This is a genomic window from Bacillus sp. JZ34, from assembly GCF_053903205.1.
Window position 1 is genome coordinate 2,788,567 of the sequence record NZ_CP096403.1, and the last position, 21,553, is coordinate 2,810,119.

Here is a 21,553-nt window from a genome sequence, read left to right on the forward strand (position 1 = left end):
CTTAAATTGCTTTTACCATTCCGCCGTCTATCAGCAGAGTCTGTCCAGTCATATATGTATTGCATTCTGATAAAAGAAAGCTTGCATATTGTGCAAAGTCGTCAGGTTTTCCGTAGGAGCCGAGCGGAATCTCTTTCTCATAGCTTTCCTTCACCTGCTGCTCGGAAAGGCCTGTTTTCTCGGCTTTGAGCCGGTCAAGCTCTGCCACGCGATCTGTCGCGATTCTCCCAGGGGCGAGCGTGTTGATCAAAATGCGGTGTTCGGCCAACTCTTCCGCAATGGATTTTGTCAGACCGACGATTCCCATTCGAAACGTGTTGGAAAGCAGCAACCCCGGAATCGGTTGCTTGACTGATGAAGAAGCGATATTAACAATGCGGCCTCCATCCTTTTTTAGATATGGAAAAGCTTCGCGGATTAAACGGACATAGCTGAGCAGATGCAATTCAAATGAAGAAGTCCAGTCAGCGTCTGTCAGATCGAGCAGGCTGCCGCCTTTCGGTCCTCCGACATTGTTGACGAGCATATCGATCGTTCCAAATGTGTCAGCGGTCTTTTGAACGAGCGCTTTGATCCCGTCAGCATCTGCAAGATCGCATACTTGATATGAGATGGATCCGCCGCCGAGTCCATTCAGCTCTTCCGCAGCTTTTTTCAAGTCCGCTTCGTGTCTCCCGGACAACATGACATTTGCCCCTTCTTTCGCAAGGGCTTTTGCAATCGCATTGCCTAGTCCTTTGCTGCTTGCTGCCACAAGCGCCGTTTTGCCATTCATCTTTAAGTCCACAATCATCACTCCCTTCATATTTATAGTGTAACATGTATATTCTGAAAATTGGGATTGTGAGCGTTGAAAAAGTCCCTCTTTCAAAAAGAGGGACTTCTTTATTACACGTTAAACTTATTGATCGCATTTAATAATTCTTGATTGGCCTCACTCAGCGCTTCAGCCGATTTGGCGATGCTTTCCAGCGCTGTCAGCTGCTCGTTTGTCGAAGCGCTGACCTCTTCCGCAGCCGCTGCTGACTGCTGGGAAATAGCTGAAATGCTTTGGATCGAATCAGACATTTTTTGCTGTTCTCCGCTCATACCAGAGATTTCAGAGTAAATGTGGTCAATTGAGTTGACGAGCGCCTGCATTTCTGCAGTAATTTTGCTGAGCGCTTCTCCTGTCTCATGAATCATTCCATTTTGCTCTTCATTCATCTTGCTTGCTTCCGTCATCGCTGATACGGCTTCTTTCGTTTCCAGCTGAATCTGCTTGACCGTTTCACTGATATGCTGTGAAGAGACCGCCGATTGTTCGGCAAGCTTTCTCACCTCATCTGCAACTACCGCAAAACCGCGTCCGCTTTCGCCGGCACGGGCTGCTTCAATGCTGGCGTTCAGAGCAAGCAGGTTTGTTTGATCAGAGATCGCCGAGATGGCTGTAACAACCTCTTCAATGTTTTTCGTTTTTTCTTCAAGCTGCAAAAGCATATGTTCCACTTTCTTCGTCTCCGAGTTGGCTTCATTTGATTTTGCAAGCAGCTGCCCGAGGGCATCGATTCCTGTATAGCTTGCATCTTCTGATGTTCTCGAAAGCTTCTTGATGCTGTCGGCATGATGTTCAATTTCTTTAATTTTGACAGATAGCCGTTCGGATTGTTCATTTACATTTTCGATCTCTGCCGCTTGTTCTGTCGCACCTGTCGCCACTTCTTCGATTGCTTTGGCAATCTCATCGCTCGCAGAAACCGTTTCTTTTGAAACAGCGCTTAATTGATCGGTCGTTTTCGATACTTTTCCGGACGAGGTTCCGACTTGCACAATCATTTCTTTCATGTTTTCGACCATCTTGTTGAAGTCTTTTGTTAATATACCGATTTCGTCTTTTGAGGCAGCTGCTGTCTGGACCGTCAAATCACCGCCCGCGACAGCCTTTGTTTTGGCAATCAGCTGCTTAATCGGGCCTGTGATCGTTTTGGCAAGGAAATAGCTTAAAATGATCGCCGCTGCCAAAGCAATGATTGAAACGATCATGACCATTTTGTTCATTTCCTGTGCGACCCACATCAGCTTCGCCGTGTCGAATTGCGTACCGACTTTCCAGCCCGTACCACCGACGGTCTGATAAGCGATCACAGTATCTTTGCCTACTTTGATTCCGTCTTTGGATGACGGGATGTCCCGATATGTTTTGTCTTTCGATATATCGTCACCTTGTTTTGACGGGTGGGCAAGCATTGTCCCGTTTTGGTCCAAAATAAATGCGTAGCCGTCATATGGCATCTTTTGATTTTCGATAATTTTGTTTAATGAATTCAATGAAATATCTAAGCTGATGACGCCTAATACTTTATTGTCGACAACGACTGCTTTAGCCGCTGCGACCATCATCTCTCCAGACACGACATCTTGATACGGCTCTGTCCAGATCACTTGATCAGACGTTTTGGCAGCCGATGTGTACCAGGGCCGGGTCGTCGGGTCAAAATCTTTATCAAATTCGGCTTTCGGGTATATCCATATATCTTTTTTTGAAGTCGCTATATACGCATTGGTGACAAATTCGTTTTTATCCTTGATTTGCTTTAATTCGTCGTTGATCAGTCTGCCCAATAATTTATTTTGATCATCTTCTAAAAATGACTGCGCCATTCGACTGTCGCTCATACGATTTAAAGCGATTTCATAGTTTTCTAATTGAAGCTCGATATTACCTTTGATCGAGTTAAGCAGACTTGAAGTCGATTCTTTTGCTTGATCTTCAAGCATCGATTTCAACAAATGTGTTGTGGAAAACTGTAGGACGATAACCGTCAAAATCAGCAGGATGGCAACAAATCCGGCAATTTTGACATGCAGTTTTTTAAACAAATGAAACCCTCCTTTACATGCACCTTCATATTCTTTTTATCGGCCAAAATTTCGCAAAATTAAGATAGCCTGCTAAAATAACGGTATAATGAAGGAAATATCAAAAGGAGTGATGGGCGATCTATAAACAGTTTTACGTCGATAACGGCATTTCTTATCAGCAGGTGGACATCCGCAATTACAACAACAAAGATATTCCCGATTTGATTGCACTCCAAAGAGAATGCTTTCCGCCTCCGTTTCCGGAAGACCTTTTGTGGAATGAAAAGCAGCTCCATTCCCATATTGAACGATTTCCCGATGGTGCACTTTGCGCGGTTTCCGAAGGCCGAATCATCGGTTCGATGACGGCGCTCATGACTGATTTTGATCCGCATCATCCTCACCACAGCTGGGACGAAGTGACAGACAACGGGTATATCGGCACACATCAAAACGATGGAAACTCCCTTTATGTCGTCGATATTTCCGTGTCCCCTCACTATCGAAAACTCGGCATCGGAAAGCGGCTGATGCAGTCCATGTATGAACTGACGGTTTTTAAAGGGCTCAAGCGGCTCATTGGCGGCGGACGGATTCCCCATTATCACAAGTCGGCTGAAGAAATGACGCCCGAACAGTATGTTCAAGCTGTATTGGACGGGGAAAAGCGCGATCCCGTGCTCTCATTCCTGCTCCAGTGCGGACGATCGCCGGTTTGCGTGATTCCCGGCTACATTGAAGATGAGGAATCGCTTCATTATGCGGTCTTAATGGAGTGGAAAAACCCTTTTTTAACATCTCAAAACAAAAAACAGAGCTTTTCCGGCTAAAGCTCTGTTATGTGAAATATTCGATTTTTGCTTCGGGAAAATAGTTATCAATATACGTTTCAAGGGCGCTGCGAAGCTCTGCTTCTTCATCCTTCTGGTATATATATTTGCCAATCCCGTATCTGCCCCATTTATAGCGCCGTTTTTCTTCATCCAGTTCGAGCTTTGTCTTTGGATAGTTTTTTTCAATGACTCTTTTTGCCGGCTTCGTGAATCTGTGCTGGATCATTTCAAAGGTAATGTCGCGCCTAGCATGCTGCGGCAGCGCACGATCGAGCTTTTCGAGCAGCACTCTGTAGCCTTCCTGCCAGCCGTCATGAATATAAATCGGAGCGATGATAAAACCAAGCGGATAGCCTGCTTCCGCTACTTTCACGGCGGCTTCGATCCGTTTATCCAAAGGGGATGTGCCGGGTTCAAAACTTTTGATGACATAATCGGCATTTACGCTGAAGCGGAAACGCGTTTTTCCGTTGTGCTTGGCATCAAGCAAATGGTCGACATGATGGAATTTTGTCACGAAACGCAATTTACCGTGGTCGGATTGACCGAAATGCTCAATTGCACGCTTTAATGTGTGTGTCAAATGGTCAATCCCGACAATATCAGATGTGCAAGAAGCTTCAAACCGCGTATCCTCGGGAGCGCGTTCTTTCATATACTGGTCCGCCTGATCAAGTATTTCCTCCACATTGACGTACGTTCTGATATACGGCTTGCTGCCCATTGTCGTCTGCAGATAGCAGTAATGGCAGTGACCCATACACCCTGTTGCAAACGGAATCGCGTATTCTGCGGACGGTTTTGATGAATCGAATTTCAATGTTTTTCTGACGCCGATGACCAAAGTGGATTTCGCATTTCTGTATTTTTGCAGGTGGCCTTCCCCCGGGATATTCCTCACCTGATTGTGTGAAGTCGTTTCCCTGATCTCAAGCCCCATGTTTGAAAATTTATCCCTCAGCTCTTTTCCCAGCGGGTATTCCAGCGCTCTCGGTTCAATATAGACGAGCTGGGGAACAAACGGTTTTACCATTGGAAACAGACACATCCTTTGCTTATTTCCGTTACTTTTTGCATTTAGAGGATGTGATATACCGGTAATATTTTCATACCCCGTCAAATAACTCACGGTAAAGCCGTTCCGCCTCTTCATATGAAGAAAAAACTGCATCATCTTCGGCAAAGGCGTGATATGTATCATACATAAACAATGCCAGTTCACCTTCGTGAAGCGGGTGATCAACGACTTCAGCTTCCTTTATATGCGCGACATTGGCGGCATGCGGGTTCCGGTAAATGACATAGACCTCATCACCCGGTTTGAATGGCTGCCTGGGCATATCAAAATCCCCCTTTCTAACTATTGGTCACATGTATTATTTCCGCCGCAGCCGAGATCATTCAGATCAACAAAAAAACCCGGACGGGCATTGGTTATGCCTGTCCGGATTTTCAATCGCTTATGCCATATTGAAGGTTTCTTTTACGAATTGTACAACCTCTTCTGTTGTGCTCATGGACAGAATTTGCTCTTTGAACGATTCCGTCTCTTTTTTAGAAAGCTTGCTGATTTGCGTTCTTGCCGGCAGGATTGACGTCGCGCTCATTGAGAACTCGTCCAGTCCAAGACCGAGCAGGATCGGGATCGCGATTTCATCTCCCGCCATTTCGCCGCACATGCCGACCCATTTTCCTTCTTTATGGGCCGCTTCAATGACAAGCGTGATCAGGCGGAGAATCGCAGGATTGTACGGCTGGTAAAGGTAAGATACCCGCTCATTCATCCGGTCAGCAGCCATCGTATATTGAATCAGGTCATTCGTTCCGATGCTGAAGAAATCCACTTCTTTAGCGAATTGATCAGCGATCACAGCTGTTGAAGGGATTTCAACCATCATACCGACTTCAATGTCTTCGGAAACTTGTTGACCTTCAGCTTTCAGCTTTTCTTTTTCTTCTAAAAGAATTGCTTTCGCTTCTTTAAATTCGTTTACAGTCGCGATCATAGGGAACATAATTTTTAAGTTTCCATATGTACTTGCCCGAAGCAGCGCACGAAGCTGCGTTCTGAAAATCTCTTGCTCATCAAGGCAAAGACGGATCGCTCTGTATCCCAAGAAAGGGTTCATTTCTTTTGGCAGTTCTAAATATGGAAGCTCTTTGTCTCCGCCGATATCAAGAGTACGAACGACAACTGATTTGCCTTCCATACGCTCAAGAACGGTTTTATAGGCATCAAATTGCTCCTCTTCAGTCGGAAGCTGGTCTCTGCCCATGTAAAGGAATTCAGTCCGGTAAAGGCCGACTGCTTCTCCTCCATTTTCCAGAACGCCTTTTACATCATCAGGTGTACCGATATTAGCGGCAAGTTCCACATGATGTCCATCATTCGTTACAGTCGGTTCATTGACAAGCTTCGCCCATTCGGCTTTTTGCGCCAGGAAGGCTTGATGCTTTTCTTCGTATTCGCTGATTGTTTCCTGGGCAGGATCAACGATGACATCGCCATTGATACCGTCAACGATCACTGTTACGCCGTTTTGAATGCCTTTTGTTGCCGCTTTTGTGCCGACAACGGCCGGAATTTCAAGCGAGCGCGCCATGATGGCTGAGTGGGACGTCCGTCCGCCGATATCTGTTGTAAACCCTTTAACAAAGTTGCGGTTTAGTTGCGCTGTATCAGACGGTGTCAAGTCTTCGGCTACGATGATGACCTCTTCGGAAATCAGACTCGGGTTCGGAATTTCAACGCCGAGAAGATGCCCTGTGACACGCTTGGTGACATCGCGGATGTCTGCGGCGCGTTCTTTCATATATTCGTTATCCATCGACTCGAACATTGTGACGAACATGTCGGCCGTTTCTTTTAAAGCGAATTCCGCGTTGACGGAGTCCGATTTGATTTTGTCTTTAATCGGGTTTAACAGTTCCGGATCGCTTAATACTAACAAATGTGCAGAAAAGATTTCCGCTTTATCTTCTCCAAGCTCTTTCAATGCATGGTTTTTAATGATTTCAAGCTCTTTTTTAGAACGCTCGATGGCGTCTTCAAAACGATTTACTTCCGCATCAGAATCAGAGATGTTTTTCTTTTCAACCGTTAGATCAGGCTCCTCAAGCCGATATGCTTTTGCGATCGCAATACCGGCTGAAGCGCCTATTCCTTTTAGTTCAAGCATTATTCGCCTAAACCTTCGCTTTTCATTGTTTCTTCAAGTGCGGAAAGAGCATCATTTTCATCAGCGCCGGAAGCAGAAATCGTAATTTCAGCACCTTTAGCAATACCTAGTGACATAACACCCATAATTGATTTAAGGTTGACGGTTTTTCCGTTATATTCCAAATTGATATCTGCATCATATTTGCTTGCTGTTTGTACAAGAACAGTCGCTGGACGAGCGTGGATTCCAGAATCTGCAGTTACTTTAAACGTTTTTTGTGCCATTTTTTATCAATCTCCTTTTAATTTAAAGCTTTTAGTACATTCACAATATTATATCATACAGCCGTACATGTCATCTGACAAGTACGGCCATTTTGTGAATTTATTTTTCAACGCGGACGATATCGTCCTGTGTCAGGCTGACATTGCCTTCTGCCTTTAAGCTCACGCTTTCGCCTTCTTGAAGGTTCGTGAACACGATCGGCGTCATCAGGGAAGGTACGCTGTCCTTCACTTTTTCAATGTCGACTTCAAGCAGTTTCTGGCCCGGCTCAACCCGGTCACCTTCAGAAACAAATGCAGTGAAGCCTTCACCTTTCAGGCTGACCGTATCGATTCCAAAGTGGATCAGAATTTCTCTGCCGCCGTCAGACTGCAGACCGATCGCATGCTTTGTCGGGAACACGTTCAGCACTTTCCCTCTTACAGGTGACACAACTGTGCCTTCTGCAGGAAGAATCGCGAATCCGTCGCCCATCATTTTTCCGGAGAATACTTGATCCGGAACATCTGTAATCGGATGAAGCTCACCAGCAAGCGGTGAAACGAATACTTCTTCACCTGATTCATTTTGAAGAGGCTCGACCATGACTTCTTCGATTTGCTGCTCTACTTCCTCGGCAGCGTTTGGTGCTTTTTCAGGACGCGGCGTGCGGCCTGACATAATGTCTTGCATTTGCGATTTTAAATTGTCGGATCTTGGTCCGAAAATCGCTTGGATGTTATTGCCGACTTCCAGCACGCCAGATGCGCCGAGTTTTTTCAAGCGCTCTTTGTCAACTTTCTTCTGATCGTTGACTGTGACGCGAAGTCTTGTGATACAAGCGTCAAGGTGTTTGATGTTTTCTTGGTCACCCATCGCCTCTAGAATTTGATAAGGAAGATCTCCTGCTGCTTCTTTGCCTTCATCAGCGGATTCTGCAGCTGCATCTTCGCGTCCAGGCGTTTTCAAGTTGAACTTGCGGATGGCAAATCTGAATCCGAAGTAGTAGACGACAGCCAGGACTAAACCGACAGGAATGACAAGCCACCAAGCTGTGCGGTTCGGCAGAATTCCGAACAGGAAGTAGTCGATCAAACCGCCGGAGAATGTCATCCCGATCTTAACATTTAAAATGTCCATCATCATGAATGACAGGCCGGCAAACACACAGTGAATCGCAAACAGAATCGGAGCGACGAACAAGAATGAGAATTCGATCGGCTCAGTGATCCCTGTTAAGAATGATGTCAATGCTGCTGAACCCATAATACCGGCAACAAGCTTTTTGTTCTGCGGTTTTGCCTCATGATAAATAGCGAGCGCTGCCGCAGGAAGACCGAACATCATGAACGGATACTTACCGGTCATAAATGTACCCGCTGTCAAATCGACGCCGTCTTTGATTTGCGCCATGAAAATTCTTTGGTCACCGCGGACAATTTCTCCCGCCTGATTCGTATAGCTGAAGAACTCGTACCAGAACGGCGAGTAGAAAATATGGTGCAGACCGAACGGGATCAGGGCCCGCTCAATCATTCCGAAAATGAGAGCTGCGACCGCTTCATTTGCTGCAAGCAAGTTTGTCGAAAAGCTGTTCAGCGCGCCTTGGATCGGCGGCCAGATAAACAGCATGACGAGTCCCAGCAGCAATGCACAAATCGATGTAATGATCGGAACAAAGCGCTTTCCGGCAAAGAATCCTAAATACTGCGGAAGCTCGATTGTGTAGAATCGGTTGTACATGGCAGCGGCCAGGACACCGACAATAATACCCCCGAATACCCCCGTTGCCAATGTCGGTATGCCGAGCATTGTCGTGTATTCCGGATGGTTTTGAGTAAAGAACTGTGCTCTTTCAACTGCGTCGCTTGGAATCGAACCGTTTTGAAGAAGCACTGCACTCATCGTGACATTCATAACAAGATATCCGATAATAGCGGCGATTCCGGCAACACCGTCGCCGTTAGCCAAACCGATGGCAACCCCGACTGCGAAAAGGAGCGCCAAGTTGGTGAACACGACGTCACCTGAACTTTCCATCACTTTCGCAACAAGCTGAACGGTGCTGTTCGTTAAGAATGGTGCGACTTTTGTCATCTGCGGATTTTGCATGGCATTACCAAGCGCTAGCAGAATCCCTGCAGCCGGCAGGATCGCAACAGGAAGCATCAGCGCCCGTCCAATTTTTTGCAGAACGCCAAATAGCGATTTAAACATGTTTTAACCCCCTCTAAGGATAGTTTGACCTTACAGCAAAAATTCATGACAACTTCGTTCAAAAGACTGCTTTTTCATCCAAATAAACCGTTTACATTTCGCCTTTAGAACGACAAAAAAGGCATGGGTGAAAGCGGGTACACTAAGAAACAAAAGACAGCGTCTTCATTTCTTCCCTTTTTTCACTCATGCCTGATCGAATCAGTAACACGTTATAAAGGCGTTATGAAATTTTATTAGTTAAACGGTACAAATGCAATGTCAAATAAACGGCTTCTGCCTCATGAACCGGTTTCTTGAGCGCTTGCTGCAAGATCTTGATCATCTTCCAAGCAGTATTGTAACACAGCGGATATTCCGTTTTCAACAATAACATTAATTTTTCCGGCTCCTGAATCGGCTCGTCCCGTTTAATCCTGTCGATCGTAAAGCGCAAGTGCCTGATCAGCCGCAAATAGTTCACACTTTCCCTGTTGACCTGCATCTGGAACGAATCCTCGATGACCTGGACAAGCCTGGAGATCAGTTGGGAATGCTGATTGACTTCAGAAAGCGGGCGGTTCGTCATCGCACTGTGGATATGAAGTGCGATAAACCCGATTTCGCCTTCAGGCAGCTGAATGTCTGATTTTTCATTTATCATATCGACGGCTTCTTTGGCGACTTCGTATTCCTTCGGATAAAGCGATTCCGTCTCAAGCAAAAACGGATTCTTCATATCAAATCCCTTTTCTAAGCGCTTAACCGCAAATGCGATATGGTCCGTCAACGCGACATGAATGTGTTCGTTCAGCGGCTGGCCGATTTTTTGCGCGATATGGTAGATAACATCATTGGCGATATCAACCATTTTTTCATCGACATAAGTGAGGAGCTTCTTATACTGCGATTGTTCCTTATCATTTTCCAAGATAAACATTTTTTCATAGTTCTCATGTTCGATAAGGTCTCCGCGCTTTTTGCCAAAACCGATTCCTTTGCCAATTAAGACAACTTCTCTGTAATCATCATGGAGAGCGATTAAAACGTTGTTGTTGAGTACCTTTTCAACGGTAAAGGATCTGTTCACGATCCTCAGCTCCTTTTTGTCATCAATCTCTCATATCGTACAAAACTCATGAAAGCGCGTCAATTTATTTTGACCTTTTTGATGAAAAATGTCGAAATTTGATCACTGTCTGGAAAATGATTGATGTTTTGATTACATTACACAGTCGCCCTTTTGATCAGCTTGTATGGAACGGTCTGTTTTTCCGGGCTGGCACCGCCGATTCTTTTTCGCAAAAGGCGAAATGCATGCTTCCCCATTTCCTTTATATTAATTTTGATCGTTGAAATGCCCAGCACTTCACTGATTGGCTGGTTGTCACAGCTTAAAATGGCGAGGCTTCCGGGAATATCCACCTGATGACGCTGCGCTTCAAGAAACATACCGGCTGTTACTTGGTCGTTGGCGATAAAAACAGCTGTCGGCTTCTCCTCCATCTCTCTCCATTCAGAGAACAGCTTTTGCCCGTCGGTTATCGTCAGCGACCGCTCGAATACCCATTCTTCCCGGTAAGGCTCCCCGATCGCGGCCAAAGCTTCCTTGTATGCCTCAAGGCGAAAATGGCTGTTCATGCCATTTTTCCTTGCCAAACCAATGGCGATTTTTGTGTGCCCCTTTTCAATCAAAAAATCCAGTCCTAACCGGAAAGCATCTTTGTGCGGAATGCTGACCGTTGAAAAATACCGTTCGCTTGAGTCCTGGCACAGAATGAACGGACCGGTCTCATGCCAGTCCAAAAGCGCTTCATCAGACATCGCTTTTGAACAGAAAATCAGGCCGTCCACCTGTCTTTGTTTCAGCTGCTCCAATGCAAAAATTTCTTTTTCCAATTGATAATTTGTTTGATAAAGCGAAAAGTGAACGCCTTCCTTTGCAGCTTCTTCAGCGATTCCTTCCAGCAGCTCGCCGAAATAAGGGAGGCCGATGGTCGGCAGCACAACACCTATCATATTTGAAAAGCCTTTGGATAAATGAACGGCATGCATATTCCTTGCATATTCGAGACGTTCAATCGTCTCAAGAACTTTTTGGCGTTTTTCTTCTTTGACATACGGATGGCCGTTGAGAACCCTTGAAACAGTCGTGATGGAAACCCCTGCGGTTTCAGCTATTTCCCTGATATTTGCCATTCGTTTCCCTTCTTTCTTTCAAATCTTTTCATACATGCCGGATCATTTCGCGTCATAAAGAAATTATATCGCTTGGAGACGTGGATTTTGATCGTTTTCGAAATTTTTTTCGGGGTTCTATAAATATGAAGAAAACAGTGAAGAAGATGTACGGAGAAAAAAACCGGCTGATATGAAAATATTTCACAATCAGCCGATACACGAAATATTTTTATCTAAACCATGCTTTTCCAAGGTTATTCATGAAATTGTGATCATTGAAAGGAACGTTTGCGCTTCCGAAATCCGTCGTGTTCAATGCGTTTCTTGCGGCGGGCGTCAAATCTTCCCATCCGATGAGAGGCTGGGTTCCGCCCTTTGCGCTGTCCACATATAAACTGTGGTTAATCGGTGCTTGAGGAGCATCATAGCGGATTTTCGGATGATCACCTTCCATGATCTTGTTGTTTGGAGCTGTTTTTTGAAATTTACCGTGCTGAGAATAAGCGATGGAAAACACTTTTGGATTTTGATTTGCCGGGTTATCGATCCATACGACGATTCCTTCCCAGTCATGTCGATGGCCGAATGCTTTAAAAGGCAGAGGTGAATCTTTAGGAAAATACCATGCGTACATAATCGCCCATACTCCATTGTACCATGCAGAGCGGGAGTACACTTGTCCCACGCTTTTGCTGCAGTGTCCTTCGGGCGCTCCGGTAGGCTCCAGGCCTCCGCTTGTATTGCCTTGTGCGTCAACTGCGGGAAAAGGCACGCAGCCGCTTGCGACCTTTAAATAAGGCTGAAAACGTTTGGCCGCTTTTTGAGAAACCGTCACAGGGGTTACTTCACTGAAGCCTTGCACTTTGTCATGATCAATCACTTTCGCGTCAGCTGCCGGTACGATACTGACAAAAGCAAATATCGACAAAAACAGTACATATCCTAATGTTTTCACTCTTTGCTAGCTTCCTTTCATAGATAATGGACTTCAAATCATTAGAGAAGTTTTTTAACGCTTATTTGTGTGGGGGTGAATCCGCAATCATTGCGGGGACTGAAATATCTGGATGAGAGATGAAATTGTCTGCGGCAGATTTAATTTGTCAGCGTTTGTCCCATTTAATCCCTCCCTTCTTTTGAGCTTAGTATACAAATTTTTCACATGAGAATAATGATGCAATCCGATTATCTTTTGATCAATCTAAATCCCCATAATAAAAACAAAAAGGCGCTGTAGATTCATTCATCAAACGATCATCAGAAGACTTTTTCAACGTCAATCATATTAAGCGGCTAGGCAAAATTCCTGAAAACCCTGACATCAGGGTTTTTTATTAATTTAGGGCTTGATATGGAAAGCGTTTCATAATTTAGAATGAAGGCAGCACCGGTGCTGAACACGTTTTCATTCCAGAAAGGGGAAGAAAAATGGGTATCTTCATTCTGATTCTATTATGTATCGTTATCGTACTGTCTTCAAAAGCAGCGATGAAACCGCTTAAAGAAAAACACGAGATCAAACCATTCCGTTCCTTTGACGATTTTTTCATTTCAAAGGATTGACGCGGGTAATAAGACAAACGATTCACGTCAGCATAAAAAAGAACCCGCGCGCGGGCGCGGGTTCCGTTTTTTATGAAATGACAGTCAGCTCTTTTGGATACTTTGTCAGCGCTTCTGCTCCATCGGCAGTGACAAGTACATCATCCTCGATGCGCACCCCTCCGATTTCCGGCACATAGATGCCGGGTTCAATCGTGTATACCATACCTTGTTTTAAAAGCTCATCATTGTTATGGCTCATGGACGGATATTCATGAGGCGAAATCCCGAGCCCGTGCCCGAGACGGTGAGGAAAGTAATCGCCATAGCCCGCTTTTTCGATGATGCCGCGCGCTTTTAAATCAAGATCACCGATTCTGACACCGGGCTTGCTCATCTTAAGCGCCTCTGTTTCGGCCTGAAGCACCGTATCATATATTTCTTTTTGTTTTTCACTCACATTTTGATACACGAGCGTTCTTGTAATATCAGAGCAGTAACCGTCAATGATCACGCCTAAATCAAAGAGGACGAAATCGCCCGGCTTAAGCGTGCGGCTGCCCGGGTTTCCGTGCGGCTGTCCTGACTTTTCTCCGAAAAGGACCATTGTGGAAAACGACATCCCCTGGACTCCTTTTTTCTTCAGCTCATACTCGATTTTAGCGACGACATCGATTTCCGCTATCCCCTCTTTTAATGCAGCGGCTCCTGCTTCGACTCCGTAATCGGCAAGCTTGGCCGCTTCACGGAGGATGCTGATTTCTTTTTCGTCTTTGATGACGCGGATTTGGTTCAGCCTTTCTTCTGCAGAGACAAGCTCCGCACCGCTTGTGACCGCCTGCAGCATTTCGGCGCGCGACAGAGCAAGCGTTTCTTTTTCAACCGCCACTTTTGAACATTGGCTGTTTCGCTTTTGAAGCGCTGAGGATATGAGTTCCCAAGGGTTTTGATGATCCCCGTATCCGATGATCTCATACGCCCAGCCGGCTGCTCTCGCCTGACCAGCCTCCATTTGCGGACAAACAAAAAACGGCTCTTCATCTTGAAAAATAAAAACGCCCATCAGCCGTTCGTGCGGTTCTGTATAAAAGCCGGTAAGATAAAATACGTTTTCTTTTGAATGAATAAAAGCCGAAGATATGTTTTTTTCTTTCAGCCAGGAAGAGATTTGTTCAATTCTTTCCATGCTCCTTTTCACTCCTTGAGACAGTTTCCGTACCATACATTTAACATGTAAAAGCATCACATCTATTGTATCAGTTTTTCCCGTCTCTTGCTCACCGCTTATGTATTGTGAGGATGCCACCCCCTTCTATTATTGCCGCCTCTTCCTCAAACAGCCCTCTGATGTGAAAAAACGGCTGCCGTTAGCATGCAGCCGTTTCTTTATTTAGGATTTCAGCAGCCTGAGACCGTTTAAAATAACAAGCAGCGTGCTGCCTTCATGTCCGATGACACCGAGTGGCAGATCAAGAATTTGAAGAAAGTTGCTGCAGATTAAAAGACAGATCACACCAAGAGAGAAAATCACGTTTTGTTTAATGATCGTATTCATTTTCCGGGAGAGCCGAATCATTTTGGTCAGTCCTGTCAATTCGTTTTTCATTAAAACAACATCCGCTGTTTCCAGTGCGACATCTGTGCCTCCCCCCATTGCGATCCCCACATCAGCGGCGGCAAGGGCCGGTGCATCATTGATTCCGTCTCCCACCATAACGATTGTTCCGTATGTTTTTTTCAGCTTTTGCGCTTCCTCTACTTTTCTGTCAGGAAGGCATTCTGAAACGACGATTTTCAAGCCCGCTTCTCGTGCGATGGCCGCTGCGGTTTCAGGCTGGTCCCCGGTCAGCATTGCCGTCTGAACACCAAGCGCATTCAGCTCTTCGATCACCGCTTTAGCTTCCGGTCTGATTTGGTCTTTTAATGCAAAACACCCCGCGATTTTTTCGCCTTTTTTCACGAACACAATTGTTTTTCCCTGCTTGGCAAGCTCCTGAACAGCCGTCGTGAGAAATTGCCCGGCTGCCTCTTCCCCGACAAATCCGGCTTTGCCGATCAGCCATGTCTCTCCATTATATCGAGCCTGAACGCCAAACCCTGACGTCTCCTCGATCGACACATTTGCGGGAGGCTCGATACCTTTTGCTTCTGCATACTCGACAATCGCTTTGGCAAGCGGATGGCCTGACTGCTTCTCAATCGCAGCAGCAGCCTCCAAGCATTCGCGCTCCTCGATATCAGCAGCTAAAAGCATATCTTCCACGCCGGGCTTTCCGTTCGTAATCGTTCCCGTTTTATCCAATGCAACGATTTTGCTGTTGCCGAGTTTTTCAAGAAAAACACTGCCTTTGACAAGCAGGCCGTTTCTTGCGCCATTCGAGATTAAAGACAGCGCGGCAGGCATGATTGAAGCGACAAGGGCACACGGCGAAGCAACGACCATGAACACCATCGCTCTGTAAAATGTCTCGCTCCAGCTCCAGCCAAGCAGAAAATGTGGCAGAAAGAGCAGCAGTCCGACAGCAAGCAAAACCCCTTTAACGTAAATATTTTCAAACCGCTCAATAAACGCCTGTGACGGCGAAACACTGTTTTGTGCAGACTCAACGAGCCGAATGATCTTTTTGAACAACGAATCTTCATTTGTCTTTGTGACACGGACGGTGAGCGATCCGCTCAAATTGACTGTACCCGCAAAAACCGCGTCTCCGAGGGTTTTTTCCGCGGGGATTGATTCACCCGTTAGTGCCGATTCGTCGATACTCGTTTTTCCCGATTCGATCTCCCCGTCTGCCGCAATGCGTTCCCCGGGTTTAATAAGAATGAGGTCGCCCGCTTGAAGATCGGCCGCCGCCACGGTTCTTGTTCTTTCTTCTTCGAGCAAAACGGCTTCCTCCGGCTCCAATTTCATCAGCGATGTCAAATCGCGTTTGCTTTTATTTAATGTATACGTTTCAAGCGCCCCGCTGAGAGAAAAGATAAAAATTAACACGGCCCCTTCAGCCCAGTAGCCGATCAGCGCTGACCCGACCGCCGCAAAAATCATCAGAAGTTCAACATTCAGCGTTTTTTCCGCCAGCGTTTCTTGTATACCTTCTTTCGCTTTGGCAAAGCCGCCGATACAAAAAGCTAAAATAAACAGAACAACGGACAATGTTTTATTGCCGGACAACAGCCAGCCTGCAAGAATCAACAAACCCGACAAAAGCGCAGCAATCAATTCCCCGTGCTGCCTCCAATTTTCAAAATGAAACGTGTGACGGTTCTGCTGCGATTGTTTCCCGATCTCTAATTGCATCTCCAATATCCTCCCTAATTGAGAATGTAATTCATCGTCAATTTCCTTCTTAAAAAACAAATTGCCGCCTCATCGGCAGCATAAACATGGAGTATTTTATTTATATAAAGGGTATGACTGCATCTTGTCCATTGAACACACCCTTTTCTATTTCTCATTATAGCACGGCTTTCTACGTTTTCAAATAATAATTATTATAATTTCTTCATGATATTAATTATCATTTAGATTTCAAAAAAAAGCTGAACCCCCGGCTCAGCTTTTCCCTGCCCATTCTTTCATTTGTTCCACAGTAATGGGTCCGACAACCGATTTCTCCAGCTCTCCTTTTTCGTTAAAGAAAAATGTTGTTGGAATCGTCATGACATTGTAGGCTTTCATCATTTCGCCCTTTTTGTCAAAAACGATCGGAAATGTCAGCTTGTTTGCTTTAATAAACTGTTTCACCTTCTGTTCGTTTTTTTCGGCATTCAGCAGATTCACGGTCACGAGCTTTACTCCGGATTGCTTGCTTTCATAGTAGGATTGGAATCGCGGAAGCTCTTCACGGCACGGCGGACACCAGGTCGTCCAAAAATGAACGATCGTCTTTTGGCCTTCGGCGGGAATGACGACGCGCTGCCCCTCCACCGTGTTCATCTGCATGACTGCCGGAGAAGCATGTTTTGCAGAGGCCTGCGGCTGAAATACGAAGGCTCCGAAAAAAAGCACCAGGATGAGCGGATAAATAAGACTGATTCTTCGCATATGAACTCCCCTTCTTTTTAGTATTAGCTTCCCCGCAAAAACCAAAACTATGAAGAGGGTCAATCAGCGGCTTTCAATTCTCGGAGATCGGGATTTGTTTGTCAAAAAAAGCGTGACGCCCAGCTCTTTGCAAATCGTCACATAATGCAGCGCCGTCAGCAAAATCATTCCGGTATTCATCGCTAGGATGATCCCCGTCATCTGCAATGTCTGCATGGATCCGAGAACATACATCATCAAAAACGACAAAACACTGGCCCATACATTATGATAAAAGGCATCTTTGGCCAACCCCATTCCGATTAAACAGGCCTGAAACGGCATGGCAAAAAAGTGAAATAAAAAATACGGCCACAGCATTTTCAGGTAAAACGACGCCTTAACCGAATCGAAAAATAAGTGGGTCAGCGGCTCTGCAAAGTGATACATCACCATAACGGACGGTATGCCGTAAAACAGCGTGATGAAGATCGCCTGTTTAATCCGTTTGATCACTCTTTCGTATTGTCCGTAAGCGTAGCTTTCGGAAATGCTCGGGATCATGACGACCATCAGTGAATGGGCGATGAAAGCCGGAAAAAAGCCGATTGTCATCGCCACCCCCGAAAGCATGCCGAACTGGTCGATGGCCGATGTTCTCGATACGCCAGCGGCAAGCAGCGTCCCCTTCACCAAAAAAGGTTCAACTGCGTTTGTCACAGCGTGAAAAACGCGCAGCCCCGTCGTCGGGATCGAAACCGTGAGCAGGCGCTTTAAAACATCGTTTCTCCGCAGGTGGATCTGCTGCCCTTTTTGAGCGGCGCGCCTGACCAAAACAAACTGAGAAAACAGATAAACAAACACGACCACTTCACTTGCAACAAGGACAAACAACGAGATCAGAAGAGAAGTATCCAATTCAAAGGAATACCATTGAAAAAATAAAAACAAGCCGATGAGCTGAAAGATTTTTTTCAGGGCATTCGCCGTTGCGATTTTACCCATTTGCTGAACGCCCATGAAGTAGCCTCTCGCGATCGACGTAAAGGCAACCGTAGGGATCATCCCGATCACAAGCCCTCTGATCAGAGGGTGGTAAGAATCAAAAACCGGAATAAATGGAAGAATGATCACTGCAGCTGCCGTGGAAAAAACCGTGCAGACCGCAGTCATCCGCAATGCATGTTTCAGCATGCTTTCGTGCAGCTTCGGGGTGGACTCGGCGATAAACTTCGATATCGATACAGGCAGCTCAAGGCTAGCAATCACCACAACTAAAAAAATGGAAGGCAAAACACTCATGTAGAGCCCCATGCCATGCTCGCCAAGCTCCCGTGCAAGAATCATGTTGATGACAAATTCAAGACATTCTGCAAAAAAAGCAGCTAGCGAAAGAAGAACGATTCCTTTTACAAAACGGTTCATGAGGTCTCTCCTTGTCTCACGGGTTTATCCCATCATATGAGACAAGTCTAAAAATTATTTTCTTTTTCATTGAAAATTGATTTTCATAAAGTATCAAAAACAAATTTTTTCTTGGGCTGTGAAAAGTGAGAAAGAATTGCATATAAAAAGCAGTCAAGGCGGATGGCCCTGACTGCTTTTTAGATCGCAAAGACATGATTGCCGATGCGCTTCACGACTTTTCTTGTTTTAATCCAGTCATCAGAAGCGATGTCGGGATTATAGAAAAATAAAGCGTCTGTTTCTTTTTTATTTTGATCTACCGCTTCTTCCACAGCTTCAACTGATTCGCGGTCTGCTTTTTTCTCGATGCTGCCGTTTAGAACGGGCTCAAAAGCGTTTCTTTGATAGATCACGCTTTTTACGCTGTCAGGAAATCGGCCGTCTTCCACCCGGTTCAGGACGACATTGGCAACAGCCACTTTTCCTTCAAATGACTCGCCTTTCGCTTCGGCATGTACAAGCCTTGATAAAAGATCTTTTTCTTTATGTGAAAGATCCGTCGTCTCTTCATCAGCTTCTTCTTTTTCCTGCTCCTCTTCAGCCGGCAGATGCGCGGCTTCAATGAAGCTTTTTTCATCTGTTAATTGAAAAGCAGGATTTTCTTCCTGTTTAAGGCTTTCCATCAGCCGTTCCATTTCCTGTTTATCTTTTTTCGAGAACAACATGACAGCTTGAGCATGTTCGATTCTTGCTGCCGGCAGCATGCAGATTAAAAACGCAGCTAGCGCAGCAAATTTCGATTTCATTTCCTTCCTCCTTGTCAAATCTTCATCGAAAAAAACATATGTTTTACACTAACAAGACGAATCGCTGATTTCATTGCCAAAATGTTGGCATGCCTTCCATCAAACTGTCCGGTTGTCACATTATTGCAGACGGCCGGACGATTTCATGCAGAGAATACCAAAATCTCCAGAAACATATGGCTTCACACAAATAAAAAAGCTTTCTCAGCCGGTCTGAGAAAGCCTTTTTCAGCTTCTTGCCTCTTTCATATATTGAAATATAATATCTCCGCCATGCTGGGCAATGCCGCGAAAATGCTTAAAATCTTCCTGCTTTGTTAAGATGGCTCTGAAAGAAAGAAAATCTTCTTTTTTTACGTGGAGTTCATGAATGCTCCCTGACCTTAATTGCTCGATCTGATCGATGGCATTTTGCTCTGTCACCTGTTCTCTCCCCTTTTCTCTCATCATCTTTAACTAATTAACTATAACATTAAGTCACACCGGGTACAACAATAGTGATGCCGCTTCCCAAATTGCTTTACTTCTCCAAGAAAATATTGCAAAATACTTTCAATAGGTTAATTTACTTTAAAGGAGAGGAAGTCACTTGAAAATTGCAAAAGTCGGGAACGTCATCGAATTTAAAAACGGACTCACCGGAATCGTAGAGAAAGTAAACGAAAACTCTGTGATCGTCGATGTTACGATTATGGAAAACTACAGAGACTTGGAACTGGACTCCTTAACCGTCGTCAATCATAAAAACTATAAAATTATTAAAGATTCCCTGCATTAATCAGCCGCCCTTTACAGCACATATTCACGATTTCCACGCAGCTTTATTTCCACAAGTTTTTCTGCAAAAGAAAAAACCGCCTGCCACCCGGGTCCGGCGGTTTTTTTCCTCTGTTCCCTGCATCGTCCCGAAGAAGTTTGCTATTTGAAGCATCGCGCCGCGCCGTAATCGATGCCGCTTTTTGATTGAACAGCTGAAAAAACCGGCGACCGTGCGGAATGAAATGAAATACCTGACCGCTTTCCGGCTCCTTAAAACATTATTTTAAAATAGATCTCCGTATCAGTACATTTTCAATTTCATGATCAGTTTAGGAAGACATTATCGTCCAAGCGTGCTTTTTCTTGGATTAAATCCTAAGTTTTTATCGATTCTATTGTCATTCAAGTAAATGCTGTAAGTCCCTGGTGCCAGCTCTTCCATGTCTTCAATATCCTGCACCACTTGATTATAAATGCGTTCACTTGGCCTTGTATGTGCTTTTTTCATATATAAATTTATATTGATATCACATGATTTTGGGGTGATTTCTTCATCTTCTAATTTTTCCTGCCAGTCTTGTTTGCTTCTTTTCGGGTTTTCTAAATATGCTGAATAAAGGTCATCCTTCCAATCAGCAGTTAAAGAAACAGCATAATAAGGCGTCTGATATCCCTTACCGCTTGTGTTATCAACGGCTGCCTGCGTTTTGCCTACAATCGGCTCTTCTTCTGTTAGCTTCTCTAAATAGTAATCTAGCGCGGCAAATTCGTCTTCAAAAGCCAATGCGTATATCGCGCTTGTAATCGAGTCTTTCACGTCCAACTCCGATGAACGGATCGCGTCAGTCTGCACCTCTTTCTTGTCCAAATCAATTTTAATTTTTGCGCTTGTGTAGAAATGCAATTTTCCGACCGATTCAGCATACACAGTAACAAATCCATGCCCTCCGACAATGTTATGGACTTTTACCTTTGTTCTATATTGATCCAAGAAATAATCTTTTACGGTTTTTTCAACCTCATCTCGATGCGCTTCTGCGATCTCAGCGGTTTCTTTCTGATAACCCCTGCTCTGAATATGAAAATCTTGTCCTGTGTAATCTTGGACGCTAATGTCAGACTCCTCTCTGTTCTGACATCCGCCTATAAATAAAAGTAAACCAATTCCAAGCGCTGCTGCTTTTTTATATTTCAAAACTGTATCCTCCAGTTCATACTGCAATAACCTTATACGTTTTTATTGAATCACGTTCCATGTTTGCTAATTATTAGGCACGCTTCATTATAAATCATTTGAAGTGTATTTTTGGTATTATGTATAAAAAATAAGACAATAGAACTAATAAAATTTGTGTCATTCTCGCTTTTTAAGTTCTTTAGTTCTAGGTAAAAGTTCTTTCCAAAAAGAATAGACATGCAATGATGCACGCCTAATCAACATGAATATCTTTTTATTATTGTGAACTTGTGCGTTTTTGAAAGTGGTTTCCCGATAACCAACTATGCATATTAAAGCTTTAATCCCTATAATCTTAAAAT

Annotated in this window: 20 protein-coding genes and 1 pseudogene; 3 read left to right on the forward strand and 18 right to left on the reverse strand. The window is 44.8% G+C overall.

Annotated elements, in window-relative coordinates:
* Position 1 precedes the first annotated feature (1 nt).
* The 3 genes and pseudogenes from M1D90_RS14065 to M1D90_RS14075 all read right to left on the reverse strand — a co-directional run.
* Positions 2 to 787 (reverse strand): SDR family oxidoreductase, encoded by a 786-nt coding sequence (locus M1D90_RS14065; protein WP_023857294.1) that lies wholly within the window; start codon positions 785 to 787, stop codon positions 2 to 4.
* A gap of 101 nt (positions 788 to 888) precedes the next feature.
* The gene (locus M1D90_RS14070; protein ID WP_373368584.1) at positions 889 to 1,836 is read right to left on the reverse strand and encodes a methyl-accepting chemotaxis protein; all 948 of its coding nucleotides are present in this window, start codon (positions 1,834 to 1,836) and stop codon (positions 889 to 891) included.
* Positions 1,831 to 2,757: pseudogene (locus M1D90_RS14075) on the reverse strand (HAMP domain-containing protein); the annotation flags it as partial. The pseudogene M1D90_RS14075 and the gene M1D90_RS14070, both read right to left, overlap by 6 nt.
* 221 nt (positions 2,758 to 2,978) lie before the next feature.
* Here M1D90_RS14075 and M1D90_RS14080 point away from each other — a divergent pair.
* Positions 2,979 to 3,671 carry a GNAT family N-acetyltransferase gene (locus M1D90_RS14080; RefSeq protein WP_023857296.1) on the forward strand — a complete coding sequence of 231 codons (693 nt, stop codon included), beginning with the start codon at positions 2,979 to 2,981 and terminating at the stop codon, positions 3,669 to 3,671.
* Between the two features lie 7 nt (positions 3,672 to 3,678).
* Here M1D90_RS14080 and splB read toward each other — a convergent pair whose 3' ends face one another.
* From splB to M1D90_RS14120, 8 genes are all read right to left on the reverse strand, one after another.
* On the reverse strand, positions 3,679 to 4,707 hold the full coding sequence (gene splB / locus M1D90_RS14085) for a spore photoproduct lyase (protein WP_023857297.1): 1,029 nt from the start codon (positions 4,705 to 4,707) through the stop codon (positions 3,679 to 3,681).
* 73 nt (positions 4,708 to 4,780) lie between these two features.
* On the reverse strand, positions 4,781 to 5,014 hold the full coding sequence (locus M1D90_RS14090) for a transcriptional regulator SplA domain-containing protein (protein ID WP_023857298.1): 234 nt from the start codon (positions 5,012 to 5,014) through the stop codon (positions 4,781 to 4,783).
* Between the two features lie 120 nt (positions 5,015 to 5,134).
* A complete protein-coding gene (ptsP, locus tag M1D90_RS14095; RefSeq protein ID WP_020451177.1) occupies positions 5,135 to 6,853 on the reverse strand; it encodes a phosphoenolpyruvate--protein phosphotransferase in 1,719 nt (572 codons plus the stop codon).
* Entirely contained in the window at positions 6,853 to 7,119 is a 267-nt protein-coding gene (locus tag M1D90_RS14100) for a phosphocarrier protein HPr (protein WP_003181247.1), read from the reverse strand. The genes ptsP and M1D90_RS14100 overlap by 1 nt, the downstream gene beginning before the upstream one ends.
* 100 nt (positions 7,120 to 7,219) lie before the next feature.
* The gene (ptsG, locus tag M1D90_RS14105) at positions 7,220 to 9,316 is read right to left on the reverse strand and encodes a glucose-specific PTS transporter subunit IIBC (RefSeq protein WP_020451176.1); all 2,097 of its coding nucleotides are present in this window, start codon (positions 9,314 to 9,316) and stop codon (positions 7,220 to 7,222) included.
* 223 nt (positions 9,317 to 9,539) lie between these two features.
* Positions 9,540 to 10,385 carry a glucose PTS transporter transcription antiterminator GlcT gene (gene glcT / locus M1D90_RS14110; protein WP_003181243.1) on the reverse strand — a complete coding sequence of 282 codons (846 nt, stop codon included), beginning with the start codon at positions 10,383 to 10,385 and terminating at the stop codon, positions 9,540 to 9,542.
* Positions 10,386 to 10,522: 137 nt separating this feature from the next.
* On the reverse strand, positions 10,523 to 11,494 hold the full coding sequence (locus M1D90_RS14115) for a LacI family DNA-binding transcriptional regulator (RefSeq protein WP_456282835.1): 972 nt from the start codon (positions 11,492 to 11,494) through the stop codon (positions 10,523 to 10,525).
* Positions 11,495 to 11,705: 211 nt separating this feature from the next.
* On the reverse strand, positions 11,706 to 12,431 hold the full coding sequence (locus M1D90_RS14120; protein ID WP_023857300.1) for an NPP1 family protein: 726 nt from the start codon (positions 12,429 to 12,431) through the stop codon (positions 11,706 to 11,708).
* Between the two features lie 473 nt (positions 12,432 to 12,904).
* Here M1D90_RS14120 and M1D90_RS14125 point away from each other — a divergent pair, with 473 nt between their 5' ends.
* On the forward strand, positions 12,905 to 13,039 hold the full coding sequence (locus M1D90_RS14125) for a hypothetical protein (protein ID WP_003181237.1): 135 nt from the start codon (positions 12,905 to 12,907) through the stop codon (positions 13,037 to 13,039).
* A gap of 70 nt (positions 13,040 to 13,109) precedes the next feature.
* On the opposite strand, the gene M1D90_RS14130 is transcribed toward M1D90_RS14125, so the two are convergent.
* From M1D90_RS14130 to M1D90_RS14155, 6 genes are all read right to left on the reverse strand, one after another.
* The gene (locus M1D90_RS14130; RefSeq protein ID WP_095290355.1) at positions 13,110 to 14,204 is read right to left on the reverse strand and encodes a M24 family metallopeptidase; all 1,095 of its coding nucleotides are present in this window, start codon (positions 14,202 to 14,204) and stop codon (positions 13,110 to 13,112) included.
* Positions 14,205 to 14,408: 204 nt separating this feature from the next.
* Positions 14,409 to 16,316 (reverse strand): heavy metal translocating P-type ATPase, encoded by a 1,908-nt coding sequence (locus M1D90_RS14135; protein ID WP_105980913.1) that lies wholly within the window; start codon positions 16,314 to 16,316, stop codon positions 14,409 to 14,411.
* A 255-nt stretch (positions 16,317 to 16,571) separates the two neighbouring features.
* A complete protein-coding gene (stoA, locus tag M1D90_RS14140) occupies positions 16,572 to 17,063 on the reverse strand; it encodes an endospore biogenesis thiol-disulfide oxidoreductase StoA (RefSeq protein WP_023857302.1) in 492 nt (163 codons plus the stop codon).
* A 63-nt stretch (positions 17,064 to 17,126) separates the two neighbouring features.
* On the reverse strand, positions 17,127 to 18,467 hold the full coding sequence (locus M1D90_RS14145; protein ID WP_020451170.1) for a polysaccharide biosynthesis protein: 1,341 nt from the start codon (positions 18,465 to 18,467) through the stop codon (positions 17,127 to 17,129).
* 179 nt (positions 18,468 to 18,646) lie between these two features.
* Entirely contained in the window at positions 18,647 to 19,255 is a 609-nt protein-coding gene (locus M1D90_RS14150) for a cell wall hydrolase (RefSeq protein ID WP_020451169.1), read from the reverse strand.
* Positions 19,256 to 19,483: 228 nt separating this feature from the next.
* Positions 19,484 to 19,702 (reverse strand): hypothetical protein, encoded by a 219-nt coding sequence (locus tag M1D90_RS14155; RefSeq protein WP_371268714.1) that lies wholly within the window; start codon positions 19,700 to 19,702, stop codon positions 19,484 to 19,486.
* Between the two features lie 142 nt (positions 19,703 to 19,844).
* Between M1D90_RS14155 and M1D90_RS14160 the strand changes: the two genes are divergently transcribed.
* Entirely contained in the window at positions 19,845 to 20,033 is a 189-nt protein-coding gene (locus M1D90_RS14160) for a YkvS family protein (protein ID WP_003181225.1), read from the forward strand.
* Between the two features lie 321 nt (positions 20,034 to 20,354).
* Here M1D90_RS14160 and M1D90_RS14165 read toward each other — a convergent pair whose 3' ends face one another.
* Complete coding sequence (locus M1D90_RS14165) at positions 20,355 to 21,209, reverse strand: DUF1672 family protein (RefSeq protein WP_020451167.1); 855 nt, start codon at positions 21,207 to 21,209, stop codon at positions 20,355 to 20,357.
* Positions 21,210 to 21,553 lie beyond the last annotated feature (344 nt).